Origin of the sequence: Pseudoxanthomonas sp. Soil82 (assembly GCF_040446535.1) — a bacterium.
Lineage (GTDB): Bacteria > Pseudomonadota > Gammaproteobacteria > Xanthomonadales > Xanthomonadaceae > Pseudoxanthomonas > Pseudoxanthomonas kaohsiungensis.
Genome location: NZ_JBEAAK010000003.1, coordinates 444,214 through 460,179, shown reverse-complemented (window position 1 = coordinate 460,179; position 15,966 = coordinate 444,214). Strand labels below are relative to the sequence as shown.

Annotated in this window: 12 protein-coding genes; 5 read left to right on the top strand and 7 right to left on the bottom strand. The window is 70.4% G+C overall.

The genetic code is table 11. The features are described from left to right. Nucleotides 1–20 precede the first annotated feature (20 nt). A complete protein-coding gene (locus ABKA19_RS11050) occupies nucleotides 21–572 on the top strand; it encodes an NUDIX hydrolase (RefSeq protein ID WP_353688940.1) in 552 nt (183 codons plus the stop codon). A gap of 260 nt (nucleotides 573–832) precedes the next feature. Here ABKA19_RS11050 and serA read toward each other — a convergent pair whose 3' ends face one another. Beyond that, nucleotides 833–2,074: a phosphoglycerate dehydrogenase gene (gene serA, locus ABKA19_RS11045; RefSeq protein WP_353688939.1), complete on the bottom strand. Its 1,242-nt coding sequence runs from the start codon at nucleotides 2,072–2,074 to the stop codon at nucleotides 833–835. 446 nt (nucleotides 2,075–2,520) lie between these two features. On the opposite strand from serA, the gene ABKA19_RS11040 reads away from it, so the two are divergent. The 3 genes from ABKA19_RS11040 (at nucleotide 2,521) to ABKA19_RS11030 (ending at nucleotide 6,179) form a co-directional block, all read left to right on the top strand. Next, a complete protein-coding gene (locus tag ABKA19_RS11040; protein WP_353688938.1) occupies nucleotides 2,521–3,909 on the top strand; it encodes a D-2-hydroxyglutarate dehydrogenase in 1,389 nt (462 codons plus the stop codon). A gap of 88 nt (nucleotides 3,910–3,997) precedes the next feature. Then, on the top strand, nucleotides 3,998–4,324 hold the full coding sequence (locus ABKA19_RS11035; protein WP_374319111.1) for a DUF2388 domain-containing protein: 327 nt from the start codon (nucleotides 3,998–4,000) through the stop codon (nucleotides 4,322–4,324). Between the two features lie 40 nt (nucleotides 4,325–4,364). Continuing rightward, entirely contained in the window at nucleotides 4,365–6,179 is a 1,815-nt protein-coding gene (locus ABKA19_RS11030) for a DUF7844 domain-containing protein (RefSeq protein WP_353688937.1), read from the top strand. A 367-nt stretch (nucleotides 6,180–6,546) separates the two neighbouring features. On the opposite strand, the gene yeiP is transcribed toward ABKA19_RS11030, so the two are convergent. From yeiP to ABKA19_RS11000, 6 genes are all read right to left on the bottom strand, one after another. Next, the gene (gene yeiP, locus ABKA19_RS11025) at nucleotides 6,547–7,113 is read right to left on the bottom strand and encodes an elongation factor P-like protein YeiP (protein WP_162378021.1); all 567 of its coding nucleotides are present in this window, start codon (nucleotides 7,111–7,113) and stop codon (nucleotides 6,547–6,549) included. A gap of 123 nt (nucleotides 7,114–7,236) precedes the next feature. Beyond that, a complete protein-coding gene (locus ABKA19_RS11020; RefSeq protein ID WP_353688936.1) occupies nucleotides 7,237–8,007 on the bottom strand; it encodes an SDR family NAD(P)-dependent oxidoreductase in 771 nt (256 codons plus the stop codon). Between the two features lie 64 nt (nucleotides 8,008–8,071). Further along, entirely contained in the window at nucleotides 8,072–8,971 is a 900-nt protein-coding gene (locus tag ABKA19_RS11015; RefSeq protein ID WP_353688935.1) for an NAD-dependent epimerase/dehydratase family protein, read from the bottom strand. Nucleotides 8,972–9,034: 63 nt separating this feature from the next. Continuing rightward, nucleotides 9,035–11,725, bottom strand: a complete 2,691-nt coding sequence (gene metH / locus ABKA19_RS11010) for a methionine synthase (RefSeq protein ID WP_353688934.1) — start codon at nucleotides 11,723–11,725, stop codon at nucleotides 9,035–9,037. Next, nucleotides 11,722–12,819, bottom strand: a complete 1,098-nt coding sequence (locus tag ABKA19_RS11005; protein ID WP_353688933.1) for a homocysteine S-methyltransferase family protein — start codon at nucleotides 12,817–12,819, stop codon at nucleotides 11,722–11,724. Before ABKA19_RS11005 ends, metH begins: the two co-directional genes overlap by 4 nt. 7 nt (nucleotides 12,820–12,826) lie before the next feature. Beyond that, nucleotides 12,827–13,756 carry an ArsR/SmtB family transcription factor gene (locus ABKA19_RS11000; RefSeq protein WP_353688932.1) on the bottom strand — a complete coding sequence of 310 codons (930 nt, stop codon included), beginning with the start codon at nucleotides 13,754–13,756 and terminating at the stop codon, nucleotides 12,827–12,829. A 133-nt stretch (nucleotides 13,757–13,889) separates the two neighbouring features. Between ABKA19_RS11000 and ABKA19_RS10995 the strand changes: the two genes are divergently transcribed. Beyond that, nucleotides 13,890–15,038 carry an acyl-CoA dehydrogenase family protein gene (locus ABKA19_RS10995; RefSeq protein WP_353688931.1) on the top strand — a complete coding sequence of 383 codons (1,149 nt, stop codon included), beginning with the start codon at nucleotides 13,890–13,892 and terminating at the stop codon, nucleotides 15,036–15,038. The last annotated feature ends 928 nt before the right edge of the window (nucleotides 15,039–15,966 follow it).

Genomic DNA, 15,966 nt, shown 5'->3' with positions numbered 1-15,966 from the left:
GCGCCTGACTGGAAGGATCGATGCAGTACGTGGATGTTCGCAGCGCGTTGGCGCGATACGCCGGTCTGTGGCCGGACGAAGCGATGGTGGCCGAGGCTTTCCTGGCGCTGCTGTCGGACCCGCAGGACCCCTTCGTCCGTGACCGGCTGTCCGGCCATTTCACCGGCTCGGCCTGGGTGGTCAGCGCCGACGGGCGCCGGACCCTGCTCACCCACCATCGCAAGCTGGACCGCTGGCTGCAGCCGGGCGGCCATGCCGACGGCGACCGCGACCTGGCCCGGGTCGCGCTGCGCGAGGCGCAGGAGGAGACCGGCGTGCACGGCCTGCACCTGGAGGACGGCGCGATCTTCGACCTGGACCGGCACTGGATCCCGGAGCGGGGCGCGGTGCCGGGCCATTGGCATTTCGACGTGCGCTACGTCGTGCGGGCCGGTGCGGACGAGCGCTTCGTGGTCAGCGAGGAGTCGCACGACCTGGCCTGGCGCGAGATCACCGCCGTGGCCGACGACCCAGCCAGCGACGAATCGATGCGGCGGATGGCCGGCAAGTGGCTGGGGCGGTCGCAGGGCTGAGCCGGGTGGTCCGGCGTGCCGGGTGGAGCAGCAGCGGGGCAAGCCCCGCTCTACGACGCGTTCGGTAGCGGGGCAGGCACCGCTCAAGGTGTCGTCGCGTGCATAGGTTCAGCGCGATGTCATGCCAGGTGCGAGGGCGGCCACCGCGCGAAAACGGGAGCGCGCCGCCGTCCCCCGTAGAGCCGGGCTTGCCCGGCTGGTCCCGTAGAGCCGGGCTTGCCCGGCTGCTCCCGCAATGCCGGCCTGCCCGGCGCCGTGGCTCAATACAGCACGCGCGTGCGCAGCGTTCCCGGGATCGCCGCCAGCTCCTCGCGCAAGGCCGCGCCCTGGGCCTCGTCGGCCGCCACGTCGATCACCACGTAGCCGACCTTCGGGTCGGTGCGCAGGAACTGGCCGTCGATGTTGAGCGCGTGGCGGCTGAAGATCTCGTTGATCCTGGACAGCACGCCCGGCACGTTGCGGTGGATGTGCAGCAGGCGCAGGCTGTCCTCGTGCTCGGGCAGGGTCACTTCCGGGAAGTTCACCGCCGACAGGGTGCTGCCGTTGTCGCTGTAGCGCACCAGCTTGGCCGCCACCTCCACGCCGATGTTGTCCTGCGCCTCCAGCGTGCTGCCACCCACGTGCGGGGTCAGGATCACGTTGTCGAAGCGGGTCAGCGGCGAGACGAACGCCTCCGCATTCCCCTTGGGCTCCACCGGGAACACGTCCACCGCCGCGCCGCCGACATGCCCCGATTCCAGCGCCGCGGCCAGCGCGTCGATGTCGACCACGGTGCCGCGCGAGGCGTTGATCAGGTGCGCGCCGCGTCTCATCATCGCGATCTGCGCGGCGCCGAACATGTTCTTCGTCGACGGCGTCTCCGGCACGTGCAGGGTGACCACGTCCGAGCGTGCCAGCAGTTCGTCCAGGCTGGCGGCCGCGCGCGCGTTGCCCAGCGACAGCTTGGTCTCGATGTCGTGGAACACCACCTGCATGCCCAGCGCCTCGGCCAGCACGCCGACCTGGGTGCCGATGTGGCCGTAGCCGACGATGCCCAGGGTCTTGCCGCGCACCTCGTGGCTGCCGGCCGCCGACTTGGACCAGCCGCCGCGGTGGCATTCGGCGTTCTTCTGCGGAATGCCGCGCATCAGCAGCACCGCCTGCGCGACCACCAGTTCGGCCACCGAACGGGTGTTGGAGTAGGGCGCGTTGAACACCGGGATGCCGGCCAGCTCGGCCGCGTCGAGGTCGACCTGGTTGGTGCCGATGCAGAAGCAGCCCACCGCGATCAGGCGCTTGGCCTCGGCCAGCACCTCGGCGGTCAGGTGGCTGCGCGAACGGATGCCGACGATGTGCGCCTCGGCGATGCGGGCCTTGAGCTCGTCCTCGGGCAGCGACTTTTCGTGGAACTCGATCTGGCTGTAGCCGGCCGCCCTGAAGGTCTCCACCGCCGTCTGGCTGACGCCCTCCAGCAGCAATACGCGGATGTCCTGCTTCGGGTACGAGGTCTTCTTGGGCGACATTCGCGTCGGCTTCCTGCAATCGTGGCGGGAGCCGCGAACTATGCCAGATGCGGTGCCTGTTTTCCGCACTGCGGCATGGTGTTTTCGCCAGCCTCGCGGAACACCGTGTGCGGCGCTGCGGACCAATAAGCGCGCGAAAAAGTTACCCGCGAAACGCTCCGCCTCGATGGCTCCAGGCGTTGGGCAGCCGAAGACGCGGGGCCCGGAACTTTCCGAAGGCCGTCGTTGCCCAGGGGTATGGCCCAAGTGGCACACGGATGTGCCACGGCCCTTCGTAAAGACAGGACGTCGTCCCGAAGGGTGGGTCATACCCCTGGGCAACGACGGACTCCATCCGAAGCCGAGGCCCCCGGCGTTCGCTTCATGGACAGTACGAACTGGACGCAAAGCCCGGCCGCTGGCACGCTTCAGAGCTCCCTCCGCGATGCATCGCAGCCGCTCCCACCATGACTGATCCCCGCCTGGCCGACCTCCAGCAATCGCTGCCCGACCTGCGCCTGAAGACCGACGCCGCCGACCTGGAACATTACGGCCGCGACTGGACCCGGCGCTGGACCCCGGCGCCGCTGGCGATCGCGTTGCCGGCCACGGTCGACGAAGTGCAGGCGGTGGTGCGCTGGGCCAACCGCCACGGCGTGGCGGTCGTGCCGTCCGGCGGTCGCACCGGCCTGTCCGGCGGCGCGGTGGCGGCCAACGGCGAACTGGTGCTGAGCCTGGAGCGCATGAACAAGGTGCTCGACTTCGATGCCGTCGACCGCACCCTGACCGTCCAGGCGGGCATGGCGCTGGAGGCCGTGCAGAACGCCGCCCGCGAGCACGGCCTGGTCTATCCGGTGGATTTCGGCGCCCGCGGCTCATGCTCGATCGGCGGCAACATCGCCACCAACGCCGGCGGCATCCGCGTGATCCGCTACGGCAACACCCGCGAATGGATCGCCGGGCTGACCGTGGTCACCGGCGCCGGCGAGGTGCTCGAGCTCAACCGCGCGCTGGTCAAGAACTCCAGCGGCTACGACCTGCGCCAGTTGCTGATCGGCTCGGAAGGCACCCTCGGCATCGTCGTGGAGGCGATCCTGCGCCTGGCCGACCCGCCACCGCCGACCAACGTGATGCTGCTGGCGCTGCCCTCGTTCGAGGTGCTGATGCAGGTGTTCGCCGAGTTCCGCGGCCGCCTGCGGCTGGAGGCGTTCGAGTTCTTCACCGACCTCGCGTTGCGCCACGTGCTGGCGCACGGCGCGCAGAAGCCGCTCGAGGACGAGTACCCGTACTACGTGGTCACCGAGTTCGCCAGCGACGACGGAGCCACCGAGGCCGCGGCGATGGCCGCGTTCGAGCACTGCATGGCGCAGGGCTGGGTCGCCGACGGCGTGATCAGCCAGAGCGATGCACAGGCGCAGCAGATCTGGCGCCTGCGCGAAGGCATCACCGAGGCGGTGGCCCGCTACAAGCCGTACAAGAACGACGTCTCGGTGCGGATCTCGGCGATGCCCGCGTTCCTGGCCCAGACCCAGGCCTTGCTCGGGCAGGCCTACCCGCATTTCGAAGTCGTCTGGTTCGGCCACATCGGCGACGGCAACCTGCACATCAACGTGCTCAAGCCCGACGGTACGTCCGACGCCGAGTTCGTCACCCAGTGCGAGCAGGTCACCAAGCTGCTGGCGCAGGCGCTGCTGGCGCACGGTGGCAGCATCTCGGCCGAGCACGGCATCGGCCTGGTCAAGAAGCCCTACCTGTCCAGCACGCGCAGCGCGGCCGAGATCGAGCTGATGCGCGGCATCCGGCGGGTATTCGACCCCAACGGGATCCTGAACCCGGGCAAGCTGTTCGACGCCTGATCGGTGATCCAGTACCGCCGGAACGGGCGTCCGCCGGGTTAGTCTTCCGCCCATCGCCGCAGGTGCGGCCATCCATGACCGAACAACGATGAAATCCTTCGCCATTCCCGCTTCGCTGGTCCTGCTTTGCGTGCTCGCCCCGGCCGCCCTGGCCGGCAGTTTCGCCGGCACCTCGGCCGGCAGTTCGGCCGGTGCGTCTTCGGCCGGCAGCTCGGCCTCGTCCAACAGCACCTCCGGCGGCGATGACAAGCTGGTGCGCGAGGCGCGCGAGGATGCGGCCGGGTTCGTCGCCAGCGAAGGCCAGGTGCGCAGCGCGCGCCTCGAAGCGGCGCTGCGGGTGATGCGCGAGCGCGACGCGCAGGCGCGCCAGGCCAGCGACCTGGAACTGGCGCGGACGATTCTCGCCAGCGAGTGATCGCATGGCCACGCGGGGCGTCCGCGTTGGCCAGGACGCCATGATCCGCCTCCTCGCCGCACTGGCGGCCATGGGCCTGGCGTGCACCCAGGCCGTCGCCGGCACGCCGCAATTCCGGCTGGCCGATGGCCTGTCCGCCGAGGCGCGCCAGGCCACCGGGCAGTTGCTGGCGCAGGCGGCGGGCAAGTTGCCGCCAGCGTGGTCGGCGGCGCTGGACCGGCCCATCGCCGTGTCCTGGCGCGACGACCTGCCCGATGGCGTGCACGGTCGCGCCAGGCACTGGTCGATCGCGTTGGACCGGCGCCTGCTCGAGGCCTGGATGGCCCGCGCGCCGGGCGCCGGCGACGACGATCCGGCCACGCGTGCCGCACTGGCGGCGCTGCTCCACGAGCTGGCACACCTTTACGACCGAACCGCCGCCGGTGGCCTGTCGCGCGATCCGCGACTGCTCGACCTGGCCGGCTGGCAGGTCGCGGCCGCCGGGCCGGGGCGCCGCGCGCGCAACGACTTCCGCGACCGTTCGCCCGATCCGTACGAGCTGGAATCGCCGAAGGAATACGTGGCGGTCAACCTCGAGCACTACCTGCTCGATCCGGACTACGCCTGCCGGCGCCCGGCCATGGCCGCGCACCTGGATACGCATTTCGGCCTGCCCTTGCAGGCGCGGCCGGCCTGCGCGGACGGCCTGCTGTTCGTCGGCGACGACCTGCGCTCGGACGATCCCCAACGCCTGCTGGATCCGGCGCGCATCTACCAGGTCGACTACCTCCTGGCCGAGGGCAACGACCGGCCGATGAGCGCCTGGGGCCACAGCATGCTGCGCCTGGTGGTCTGCGCGCCGGGCCGGCCGCGCGGGCCGGATTGCCGCCTGGACCTGCAGCACCACCTGGTGCTGTCGTTCCGGGCGTTCGTCGGCGACGTGCAGGTCTCCAGCTGGCGCGGGCTCACCGGTTCCTATCCCTCGCGGCTGTTCGCGCTGCCGATGGGGCAGGTGATCGACGAATACACCCGGGTCGAACTGCGCGGCCTGCGCTCGGTACCCCTGGCGCTGTCGCGCCAGGAGATCGACGCGCTGGCCGCGCGCGCCGCCCAGCTGCACTGGAACTACGACGGCCGCTACTACTTCATCAGCAACAACTGCGCGGTGGAGACCTTCAAGCTGCTGCACGATGCCAGCCCGCGGCTGGCGGCGCTGCCGCTGGCCAGCATCCGCCCCAACGGCCTGCTCGCGCGTCTGCGCGAGGCCGGCGTCACCGACGAGGCGGGCGTGCCGGCCGATGCGGAAGGGCAGGCGCGGGGCGGCTACTGGTTCGAGCCGGCCAATGCCCGCTTCGAGGAGATGTACGCGGTCGCGCGCCGGGAGTTGGACCTGCCGGCGGACGATGCGGCGGCGTGGCTGGCGCTGCCGCCGGCCGCACGCGAGCCGGCGTTGCGCCAGGCCGGGCTGAAGGGCGCCGCGGCGCTGCTGGTGCTGGAAGCGGCGGCGTTGCGCCGGCAGGAAGTGCTGGTGCGCGACGAGCTCAAGCGCCGCTGGCTGCGCGATGCGCGTTCGATCGACGCCGCCGCTGGCATCGCCGGGCCGCTGCAGGACTTCCTGCGCCTGGGGGGCGCTTTCAGCCGGCCGGCGACATGGCTGCAGGACGTACCCGGCTACGGGCTGCCGCAAGCGGCCGAGCGCGAGGTGCTGGCCGGGCGCGTGCGTGCCGACGCCCGTTCGCGCCAGGCGCAGGTCGAGGCGCTGGAAACGGCGATCCGTCCGCTGCTGTCGCCGGCGCGCCGGGCGGCGCTGGAGGGCACGCAGGCCAATCTCGCCCTGGTCAGCGGACGCCTGCGCGAGCTGGCCGCCGCCCCGTAGAGCGGGGCTTGCCCCGCTGCGACGCCGCATCCGGTACCGCGGAAGCCGGGCAAGCCCGGCTCTACGAAGCGCGTCGGAGGGTGTTGCCGTAGAGCGGGGCTCGCCCCGCTGCGAGGCCGCATCCGGCGCCGCGGAAGCCGGGCAAGCCCGGCTCTACGAAGCGCGTCGGAGGGTGTTGCCGTAGAGCGGGGCTTGCCCCGCTGCGAGGCCGCATCCGGTACCGCGCAAGCCGGGCAAGCCCGGCTCTACGAGGCGCGTCGGAGAGCGTTGCCGTAGAGCGGGGCTTGCCCCGCTGCGAGGCCGCATCCGGCGCCGCGGAAGCCGGGCAGGCCCGGCTCTACGCGTGCATCGATGCGGGTCGGCTTGCTCAGTCGGCGCGGCCGCCGAACTCGCCGGTGGTGGTGTTGACCAGGATCCGTTCGCCGGTGGAGATGTACTCCGGGACCATGATCTCGATGCCGGTGTTGAGCGTGGCCGGCTTCGGGCGCTTGGTCGCGGTGCCGCCCTTCAGCTCCGGCGGGGTTTCAACCACTTCCAGGGTCACGTGCTGCGGCAGCTGGATCGCCACCGGCTGCTCGTCGATCACCTGCACGTAGATGCCGGCGAGCCCGTCGGTGATGTAGCCGGCGGCATCGCCGATCGCGTCCGGATCCAGGGTGTACGGGGTGTAATCCTCGTCGTCCATGAACACGAAGGCATCGCCGTCCTTGTACGAGAACGTCGCCTGGCGGCGCAGCAGCTCGACCTCGACCAGGTTGTCGTCGGCGTCGAAGCTGGCGTCCAGCTTGGTGCCGCCGGGCACGCTGTACATGATGAAACGGAAGCGGACGTTGCCGCCGCGGCCTTGCGGCGAGCTGCGCTCGATGTCGCGGACCTGGTAGACGCCGTTGTTGTACTCGACGACGTTGCCCTTCTTGATTTCGCTGGCTCTCATGGGAAATCCGTGATTGGTGATTCGTGACGGGTGATTCGCAACCGTGACTCGTGATTCGACGATCCGAGGAAGGGCGGCGGCTCGCGCCCCCCAGCCACGAATCGCGAATTGCGAATTACGGCCTCACTTGGGCGCCAGGCGGGTCGCGCCATCCAGGCGGATCGTCTCGCCGTTGAGGTAGCGCGTGCGCAGGATGAAGGCGACGGTGTCGGCGAACTCTTCCGGCCGGCCCAGGCGCGACGGGAACGGGATGGTCGCGGCCAGCGAGTCCTGCACGGCCTGCGGCATGCCATCGACCATCGGCGTCCAGAACACGCCCGGGGCGATGGTCATCACCCGGATGCCGAAGCGCGAGAGCTCGCGCGCCATCGGCAGGGTCATGCCGACCACGCCGCCCTTGGACGCCGAATACGCGGCCTGGCCGATCTGGCCCTCGTAGGCGGCCACCGAAGCGGTGTTGACGACCACCCCGCGCTCGCCGTCCTCGCCCGGCTCGTTGTGCTGGATCAGCGCCGCGGCGGCCTTGGCCACGTTGAAGCTGCCCACCAGGTTGACCATGACCGTGCGCGCGAAGCCGTCCAGCGGCATCGGGCCTTCCTTGCCCAGCACGCGGCCCGAGCCGAGGATGCCGGCGCAGTTCACCGCGACGTTCAGGCCGCCCAGGAAACCGCGCGCGGCCTCGAGCGTGGCGGCCACGCCGGCCTCGTCGGTGACGTCGGTGCGGAAGTAGCGGGCGTTGGCCTCGCCGAGGGCGGCGACGGCTTCGGCGCCCTTGGCGTCGTTGACGTCCAGCAAGGCGACCTTGCCGCCATCGGCGACCAGGCGCCGGGCCACGGCCAGGCCGAGGCCGGAGACGCCACCGGTGATGACGGCGCGGACGGAAGTGGGCTGCATGCGCAGGCTCCGGAACGGGTAAGGCGCCTATTGTAGGGGAGGCGGCGCGCCCGCCGCGGCCGGGTCAGTCGCGCGCGACCGCGGCGCCTTCGCGCCAGGGCAGCACCTCCGGCACCCCGGCGTCGTGCTGGGCCAGGACTTCGCCGAAACCGAACCGGGGGCGCCAGCCGAGCGTGGCGATCGCATGGCGCGGGTCGTAGACCCGGTCGATCGAGGCCGGCGGCGGCCAGCCGCGATGGGCCAGCGCCGCCAGCAGGTCCGGCGCGCGGCGCGCGAGCACGGCCGGCGCGTCGGCGAGCAGTTCGGCGGCATCGTCGCGCAGGAACGGGGTCGCGCCGGACACCAGGAAGCAGGCGCTGGCCGCGCCCGCATGCTCGAGCGCGGCCAGGTGCGCGGCGGCGACATCGCGCACGTCGATCCCCCGGTGCAGGCGGAAGGCGGCCATGACCTGGACCGGTTCGGGAAAGCAGCGCGACATGCGCAGGATCCGCAGCACGGGACCGCCCTGCGCCGCGGCCTGGGCCAGCAGCGTTTCGGCTTCGAGCTTGGTGCGGTGGTAGATGGTTTGCGGCTGCGGCTCCAGCGACTCGTCCACCCAGCCGGCGCGGCCGGCCGGGGTGGCCGCCGCGCCATACAGGGCGGTGGTGCTGGTGAACACGATGCGCCGCACGCCGGCCGCGGATGCGGCATCCAGCAGGCGGCGGGTGCCCTCCACGTTGACGCGCCGGAAGGCCGATTCGGGCAGGTGCGGCACGTGCGGGGCGTGCAGCGCGGCGGTGTGCACGACCGCGTCGACGCCGCCCAGGGCGGCCACCAGCCGCGCGTGGTCGGCGAAATCCCCCACGTGCTCGCTGGTCGACGATGGCGTGGTGTCGATGCCGGACACCTCGTGCCCGGCCGCGGCAAGGCCTACGTAGATGGCGCGCCCCACGCGGCCGGCGCTGCCGGTGACCAATACCTTCATCGCCGTTGCCCGCGGCTGGTCGCGGCAACCTCGCCCGCGGGCCGCCGCCGGGGCAGGGTGGCCTTACTCGGGGTCATAGTCGAGGTTGGACGCCAGCCAGCGCTCGGCCTGGGCCAGGTCCACGCCTTTGCGCCTGGCGTAGTCGGCGACCTGGTCCTTGCCCAGGCGGCCGACCACGAAATACTGGCTCTTCGGGTGGCTGAAGTAGTAGCCGGACACCGCCGCGGTCGGCAGCATCGCGAAGCTTTCGGTGAGGGACATGCCCGCGTTCTTGCCCGCATCGAGCAGGGCGAACAGCGTGCCCTTCTCGCTGTGGTCCGGGCAGGCCGGGTATCCCGGCGCGGGCCGGATGCCACGATAGCGCTCGGCGATCAGGGCCTCGTTGTCCAGCGTCTCGCTGGCGTCGTAACCCCAGAACCCGGTGCGCACGCGCTGGTGCAGGCGCTCGGCCAGGGCTTCGGCCAGGCGGTCGGCCAGGGCCTTGAGCAGGATCGCGTTGTAGTCGTCGTGGTCGGCTTCGAAGCGGGCCACGTGCGGCTCGATGCCCAGGCCGGCGGTCACCGCGAACGCTCCGATCCAGTCCTGCACGCCACTGTCGTGCGGGGCGATGAAGTCGGCCAGGCAGAAGTCCGGGCGCTCGACCGGCTTGTCGACCTGCTGGCGGAGGAAGTGCAGGGTGGCTTCACCGTCGGCGTGCCGCAGGACCACGTCGTCGCCGTGGCGCTGCGCCGGCCAAAGGCCGAACACCGCCTTGGCCGTCAGCCACTTCTCCGCCACGATCTTTTCCAGCATCGCCTGCGCATCGCGGTAGAGCTCGCTGGCCTGGGTGCCGACGACCTCGTCGGTGAGGATCGCCGGGAACTTGCCGGCCAGTTCCCAGGCCTGGAAGAACGGCGTCCAGTCGATCAGCGGCAGCAGGTCCTGCAGCGGCCAGTCGTCGAATGCGTGGACGCCCGGCTGCGCGGGCACCGGCGGCACGTAGCCGTCCCAGCCGCCGTCGAAGCGCTGCCCGCGCGCCTTCTCCAGCGACACCAGCCGCTTGGCGTCGCCACGGTTGGCATGGCGGGTGCGGATGTCGGCGTAATCGGCGTCGTTGGCGGCGACGAAGCGCGCACGAAGGTCGTCGCTGATCAGCGACTGGGCCACGCCGACCGCGCGCGAGGCGTCCTTCACCCAGATCGTCGGCGCCTTGTAGTGCGGGTCGATCTTCAGCGCGGTGTGCGCGCGCGAGGTGGTGGCCCCGCCGATCATCAACGGCATGGTGAAACCCTGGCGCTGCATCTCGCGGGCGACGTGGCTCATCTCTTCCAGCGAGGGCGTGATCAGGCCGGAAAGCCCGATCAGGTCGGCGTCGACCTCGCGCGCCTTGTCCAGGATGACCTGGGCGGGGACCATCACGCCCAGGTCGACGACCTCGAAGTTGTTGCAGGCCAGGACCACGCCGACGATGTTCTTGCCGATGTCGTGCACGTCGCCCTTGACCGTGGCCATCACGATCCGGCCATTGGACTTGCCGGCATCGCCGGTGCGGGCCTTCTCGGCCTCGATGTACGGCAGCAGGTAGGCCACCGCCTTCTTCATCACCCGCGCCGACTTGACCACCTGCGGCAGGAACATCTTGCCGGCGCCGAACAGGTCGCCGACCACGTTCATGCCGTCCATCAGCGGGCCTTCGATCACGTCCAGTGGCCGGCTGGCCTGTTGCCGCGCCTGCTCGGTGTCCTCCTCGACGAAGGCGTCGATGCCGTGGACCAGCGCATGGGCCAGGCGTTCGCGCACCGGCTTCTGCCGCCAGGCCAGGTCCTCGGTCTTCTTCTCGCCCTTCTTGCCCTTGTACTGCTCGGCGATCTCCAGCAGCCGCTCGGTGCCGTCCGGGCGGCGGTTGAGGACCACGTCCTCGACCCGCTCGCGCAGCTCCGGGTCCAGGTCGTCGTACACCGGCAGCGCGCCGGCGTTGACGATGCCCATGTCCATGCCGGCCTTGATCGCGTGGTACAGGAACACCGAGTGGATCGCCGCGCGCACCGGCTCGTTGCCGCGGAAGGAGAACGACACGTTCGACACGCCGCCGGACACGTGGCAGTGCGGCAGGGTCTGGCGGATGATCCGGGTGGCCTCGATGAAGTCGACCGCGTAGTTGTCGTGCTCCTCGATGCCGGTGGCGATGGCGAAGATGTTCGGGTCGAAGATGATGTCTTCGGGCGGGAAGCCGACCTGGTCGACGAGGATCCGGTAGGCACGGGTGCAGATCTCGACCTTGCGCGCGCAGGTGTCAGCCTGGCCGGTCTCGTCGAAGGCCATCACCACGGCGGCGGCGCCGTAGCGCAGCACCTTGCGCGCGTGCTCGACGAAGACCTCCTCGCCTTCCTTGAGCGAGATCGAGTTGACCACGCCCTTGCCCTGCAGGCACTTCAGCCCGGCCTCGATCACCTCCCACTTCGAGGAGTCGACCATCACCGGGATCTTCGCGATGTCCGGCTCGGAGGCGATCAGGTTGAGGAAGCGGACCATCGCCTTCTCGGAATCGATCAGGCCTTCGTCCATGTTGACGTCGAGGATCTGCGCGCCGCTGTCCACCTGCTGGCGCGCCACCTCGACCGCCTCGGCGTAGCGCTCCTCCTTGATCAGCTTGCGGAACTGCGCGCTGCCGGTGACGTTGGTGCGTTCGCCGACGTTGACGAACAGCAGTTCCGGCGTGATGACCAGCGGCTCCAGGCCCGACAGGCGGGTGTAGCGGGGCGCAGCGACGTTCAAGCGGCGTGCTCCAGCGCGGCGCGGGGCGCGCGCGGCGGCAGCCCGCGCACCGCCTCGGCGATCGCGCGGATGTGGTCGGGCGTGGTGCCGCAGCAACCGCCCACGAGGTTGAGCAGGCCGGACTGGGCGAACTCGCGCAGCACCCCGGCCATTTCCTCCGGCGTCTCGTCATAGCCGCCGAAGGCGTTCGGCAGGCCGGCATTGGGATGGGCGCTGACGTAGAACGGCGAGACGTCCGACAGCGCTTCCACGTGCGGGCGCAGGTCCCTGGCGCCGAGCGCGCAGTTCAGGCCGATCGACAGTGGTCTGGCATGGGCGAGCGAGGCGTGGAACGCCTCGGCGGTCTGCCCGGACAAGGTGCGGCCGGAGGCATCGGTGATCGTGCCGGAGATCATCACCGGCAGGCGCCCGCCTCGCGCGTCGAACACCTCCTCGATCGCATACAACGCGGCCTTGGCGTTGAGCGTGTCGAAGATGGTCTCGACCATGATCGTGTCGCTGCCGCCGTCGATCAGGCCTTCCACCGCTTCGGCATAGGTGGCACGGAGCTCGTCGAAGCTGGTGTTGCGGAAGCCGGGGTCGTTGACGTCCGGGCTGATCGAGGCGGTGCGGCTGGTCGGGCCGAGCACGCCGATCACGAACCGGGGCTGGCCGGGGGTGGCCGCCTCGACCGCGTCGCACTGCTCGCGGGCCACGCGCGCGCCGGCCTTGTTGAGCTCGTAGACCAAGTGCTGAAGGTGGTAGTCGGCTTGGCTAACCGAGGTGGCATTGAACGTGTTGGTTTCCACCAGGTCCGCGCCGGCTTCCAGGTAGGCGCGGTGGATGGCGGCGATGATCTCCGGCCGGGTCAGCAGCAGCAGGTCGTTGTTGCCCTTGAGGTCGTGGCCGCACTGGGGGCCATGGCCCTCGTGGCCGGGGTGGTGCGCATGGTCGTAGCCACCGGCGAAGCGCTCGCCCCGGTAGTCGGCCTCCTGCAGGTCGTGGCGCTGGATCATGGTGCCCATCGCGCCGTCGATGACCAGGATGCGCTCGCGCAGGGCCTGTTCGAGCAGGGCGACGCGCTCGGGATGCAGCCAGGGCAGGGAATGGGTCATGGCGGCCTCAGGGCTTGACGGCGATCAGCGAGATCACTTCGAAATGCGGTGGGCGGCGTTCGCGGGTCACCGTTTCCAGGCTGGTCACCTCCAGCCCGGCCTTCTCGGCGAAGCGGCGCAGCTCCTTCGCGGCGAAGCCCAGGTTGACGTGGCCGTAGGTCTCCACCACCGCCTTGTGCTCGTGCCGGGCCAGGCTGCTCAGCAGCAGGCGGCCGCCCTTGCGCAGCACCCGCGCGCCTTCGGCCACCGCCTGCGCCGGCCGGGCCGCGTAGGTCAGTGCATGCATCAGGACGACCAGGTCGAAGCTGCCTTCCTTGAACGGCAGGGCGTGCATGTCGGCCTCGCGCACCTCCACGTTCTCCAGGCGGCGCAGGCGCTCGCTGGCGGCGGCGACCACCCGCGCGCTGGTGTCGATGCAGACGTAGCGGTGCGAATGCGGGGCCAGCAGCTCGGCCAGCACGCCGTCGCCGGAGGCGATGTCCAGCACGTCGCCGGTTTCCAGCAGCGGCAGCGCGCTGCGCGCCAGCGCTTCCCAGGTGCGTCCGGGGGAATAGTGGCGCTCCATGTCGCCGGCCACGCTGTCGGCCCAGTTCTGGTCCGCCGCCCGCGAGGCCAGCACCGCCGGCAGCCGCTCGGCGTCCTGGCGCAGCAGGGGGTCGTCGCTGCCGGTGCTCAGGGCGTGCCACAGCGCGCGCTGGGCCGGGTCCAGGGCGGCCTCGTCGAAGCGGTAGTAGGCCGACACGCCGGCGCGGCGGTCGCGGACCAGCCCGGCTTCCTTCAGCTTGGCCAGGTGGGTGGAGACGCGCGGCTGGGCCAGGCGGGTGACCGAGGACAGCTCGGCCACGGTGAGTTCCTCCAGTTCCAGCAGCGCCAGCAGGCGCACGCGGGTGGCGTCGGCGAACACCTTCAGCCGGGTCGACCAGTCCTCCAGGTCCATAAATATCTTCCCATCGCGATATAGAGATATTGTGGCGGCGCGCGGTCGGACCGGTCAAGCTACATACGCCTGCGAATGGCATGGTTGCAGCAGTTACAATTGGCGATATCGCCCATGACCGGAGGGGTCAGCCGTGGATTTGAGCTTCACCGAAGAACAATTGATGCTCCAGGACGTCGCGCGCCGCATCGCCCAGGATGTGATCGCGCCGAGCGCCGAGCATTACGACCGCAGCGGCGAATTCCCGCTGGACAACATCAAGGTCCTGGGCGAGAACGGCCTGATGGGCATCGAGGTGCCGGACGAGTACGGCGGCGCCGGGATGGATCCGGTCAGCTACGTGCTGGCGATGGTCGAGATCGCCGCCGGCGACGCCGCCCACTCCACGATCATGTCGGTCAACAACTCGCTGTTCAGCGCCGGCATCCTCAAGCACGGCACCGAGGAGCAGAAGCAGACCTACGTGCGCGCGATCGCCGAAGGCCGCGAGATCGGCGCCTTCGCCCTGACCGAGCCGCAGTCCGGCTGCGACGCCACGGCCATGCGCTGCCGCGCGGTCAGGCAGGCCGACGGCACCTTCGTGATCAATGGCAAGAAGAGCTGGATCACCTCCGGTCCGGTCGCCCGCTACATCGTGCTGTTCGCGATGACCGACCCCGACAAGGGTGCGCGCGGCATCACGGCGTTCATCGTCGACACCACGCGCGCCGGCTTCCACCGCGGCAAGACCGAGCCCAAGCTCGGCATCCGCGCCTCGGCCACCTGCGAGATCGAGTTCACCGACTACGTCGCCCAGCCGGCCGACGTGCTCGGCGCCGAGGGCGAGGGCTTCAAGATCGCCATGGGCGTGCTGGATTCGGGCCGCATCGGCATCGCCTCGCAGGCCATCGGCATCGCCCGGGCCGCCTACGAGGCCACGATCGCCTACGTGAAGGAGCGCAAGGCGTTCGGCGCGGCGATCGGCACCTTCCAGATGACCCAGGCCAAGATCGCCGACATGAAGTGCAAGCTGGACGCCTCGCTGCTGCTGACGCTGCGCGCGGCGTGGCTGAAGGGGCAGGGCAAGCCGTTCTCGGCCGAGGCGGCGATCGCCAAGCTCACCGCCTCGGAAGCGGCGATGTGGATCACCCACCAGGCGGTGCAGATCCATGGCGGCATGGGCTATTCCAAGGAGATGCCGCTGGAGCGCTATTTCCGCGACGCCAAGATCACCGAGATCTACGAGGGCACCTCGGAAATCCAGCGCCTGGTCATCGCCCGCAGCGAGACTGGCCTGCGCTGAGGCGCGGCGGCTGGAGGCATCCTGAAACGGGGCCGCATGGCCCCGTTTCTTTTTTCCGCAACCGCAACCGCAACGGCAATGGCAACGGTAGCAGCGCCATCCGTGGTCGGCTTCGGCGGGAGCCGCGGTGGACCGGGGGTGTCGCGGCCGGATCGGCGGCACATCCCTGTGCCGACGATCCGGCGCGGACATCCCTGTCCGCTCCCGCGACACCCCCGGCCCACCGCGTCTTCGGAGCGCTTCGAGGTCGTCGCCTCGTTCTCGATGTAGGAGCCGATTCATCGGCGACCCGAGGCCGTCGGCACAGGCGACGCCTTCGTGGTTTTCGCGCCCGGTCGCCCATGAGGATGGGCTCCTACAGGAGCGGCAACCGACGCGGTCGTCGCAGGCCTGCCAAACGAAGCGGCAACCATCCCGGTCGGCCGAGGCCATCGGGTCATGGGGGCTCTTCAATGTAGGAGCCGATTCATCGGCGACCCGAGGTCGTCGGCACAGGCGACGCCTTCGTGGTTTTCGCGCCCGGTCGCCCATGAGGATGGGCTCCTACAGGGAGCGGCAACCGACGCGGGTCGTCGCAGGCCTGGCAGGCGAAGCGGCAACCATCCCGGTCGGCCGAGGCCTTTGGGTCATGGGGGCTCTTCAATGTAGGAGCCGATTCATCGGCGACCCGAGGTCGTCGGCACAGGCGACGCCTTCGTGGTTTTCGCGCCCGGTCGCCCATGAGGATGGGCTCCTACAGGAGCGGCAACCGACGCGGGTCGTCGCAGGCCTGCCAAACGAAGCGGCAACCCACTCAGCTCGCCCGAGGACGTCGGGCCATGCTCGATGGGCGCGGCGGTCCGCGCGACGCGGCGCTTTTGCTCCGGCGCGCAATCGCTTCAAATGGGCCGGTCGCAGGGTGGAGCAGGGACGGTGGTGCCAGGGCGGG

Bases quoted from the DNA above. Each gene is read 5' to 3' on its own strand.
- ABKA19_RS11050 (WP_353688940.1), top strand. From the start codon at position 21: ATGCAGTACGTGGATGTTCGCAGCGCGTTGGCGCGATACGCCGGTCTG.
- serA (WP_353688939.1), bottom strand. From the start codon at position 2,074: ATGTCGCCCAAGAAGACCTCGTACCCGAAGCAGGACATCCGCGTATTG.
- ABKA19_RS11040 (WP_353688938.1), top strand. From the start codon at position 2,521: ATGACTGATCCCCGCCTGGCCGACCTCCAGCAATCGCTGCCCGACCTG.
- ABKA19_RS11035 (WP_374319111.1), top strand. From the start codon at position 3,998: ATGAAATCCTTCGCCATTCCCGCTTCGCTGGTCCTGCTTTGCGTGCTC.
- ABKA19_RS11030 (WP_353688937.1), top strand. From the start codon at position 4,365: ATGATCCGCCTCCTCGCCGCACTGGCGGCCATGGGCCTGGCGTGCACC.
- yeiP (WP_162378021.1), bottom strand. From the start codon at position 7,113: ATGAGAGCCAGCGAAATCAAGAAGGGCAACGTCGTCGAGTACAACAAC.
- ABKA19_RS11020 (WP_353688936.1), bottom strand. From the start codon at position 8,007: ATGCAGCCCACTTCCGTCCGCGCCGTCATCACCGGTGGCGTCTCCGGC.
- ABKA19_RS11015 (WP_353688935.1), bottom strand. From the start codon at position 8,971: ATGAAGGTATTGGTCACCGGCAGCGCCGGCCGCGTGGGGCGCGCCATC.
- ABKA19_RS11005 (WP_353688933.1), bottom strand. From the start codon at position 12,819: ATGACCCATTCCCTGCCCTGGCTGCATCCCGAGCGCGTCGCCCTGCTC.
- ABKA19_RS11000 (WP_353688932.1), bottom strand. From the start codon at position 13,756: ATGGACCTGGAGGACTGGTCGACCCGGCTGAAGGTGTTCGCCGACGCC.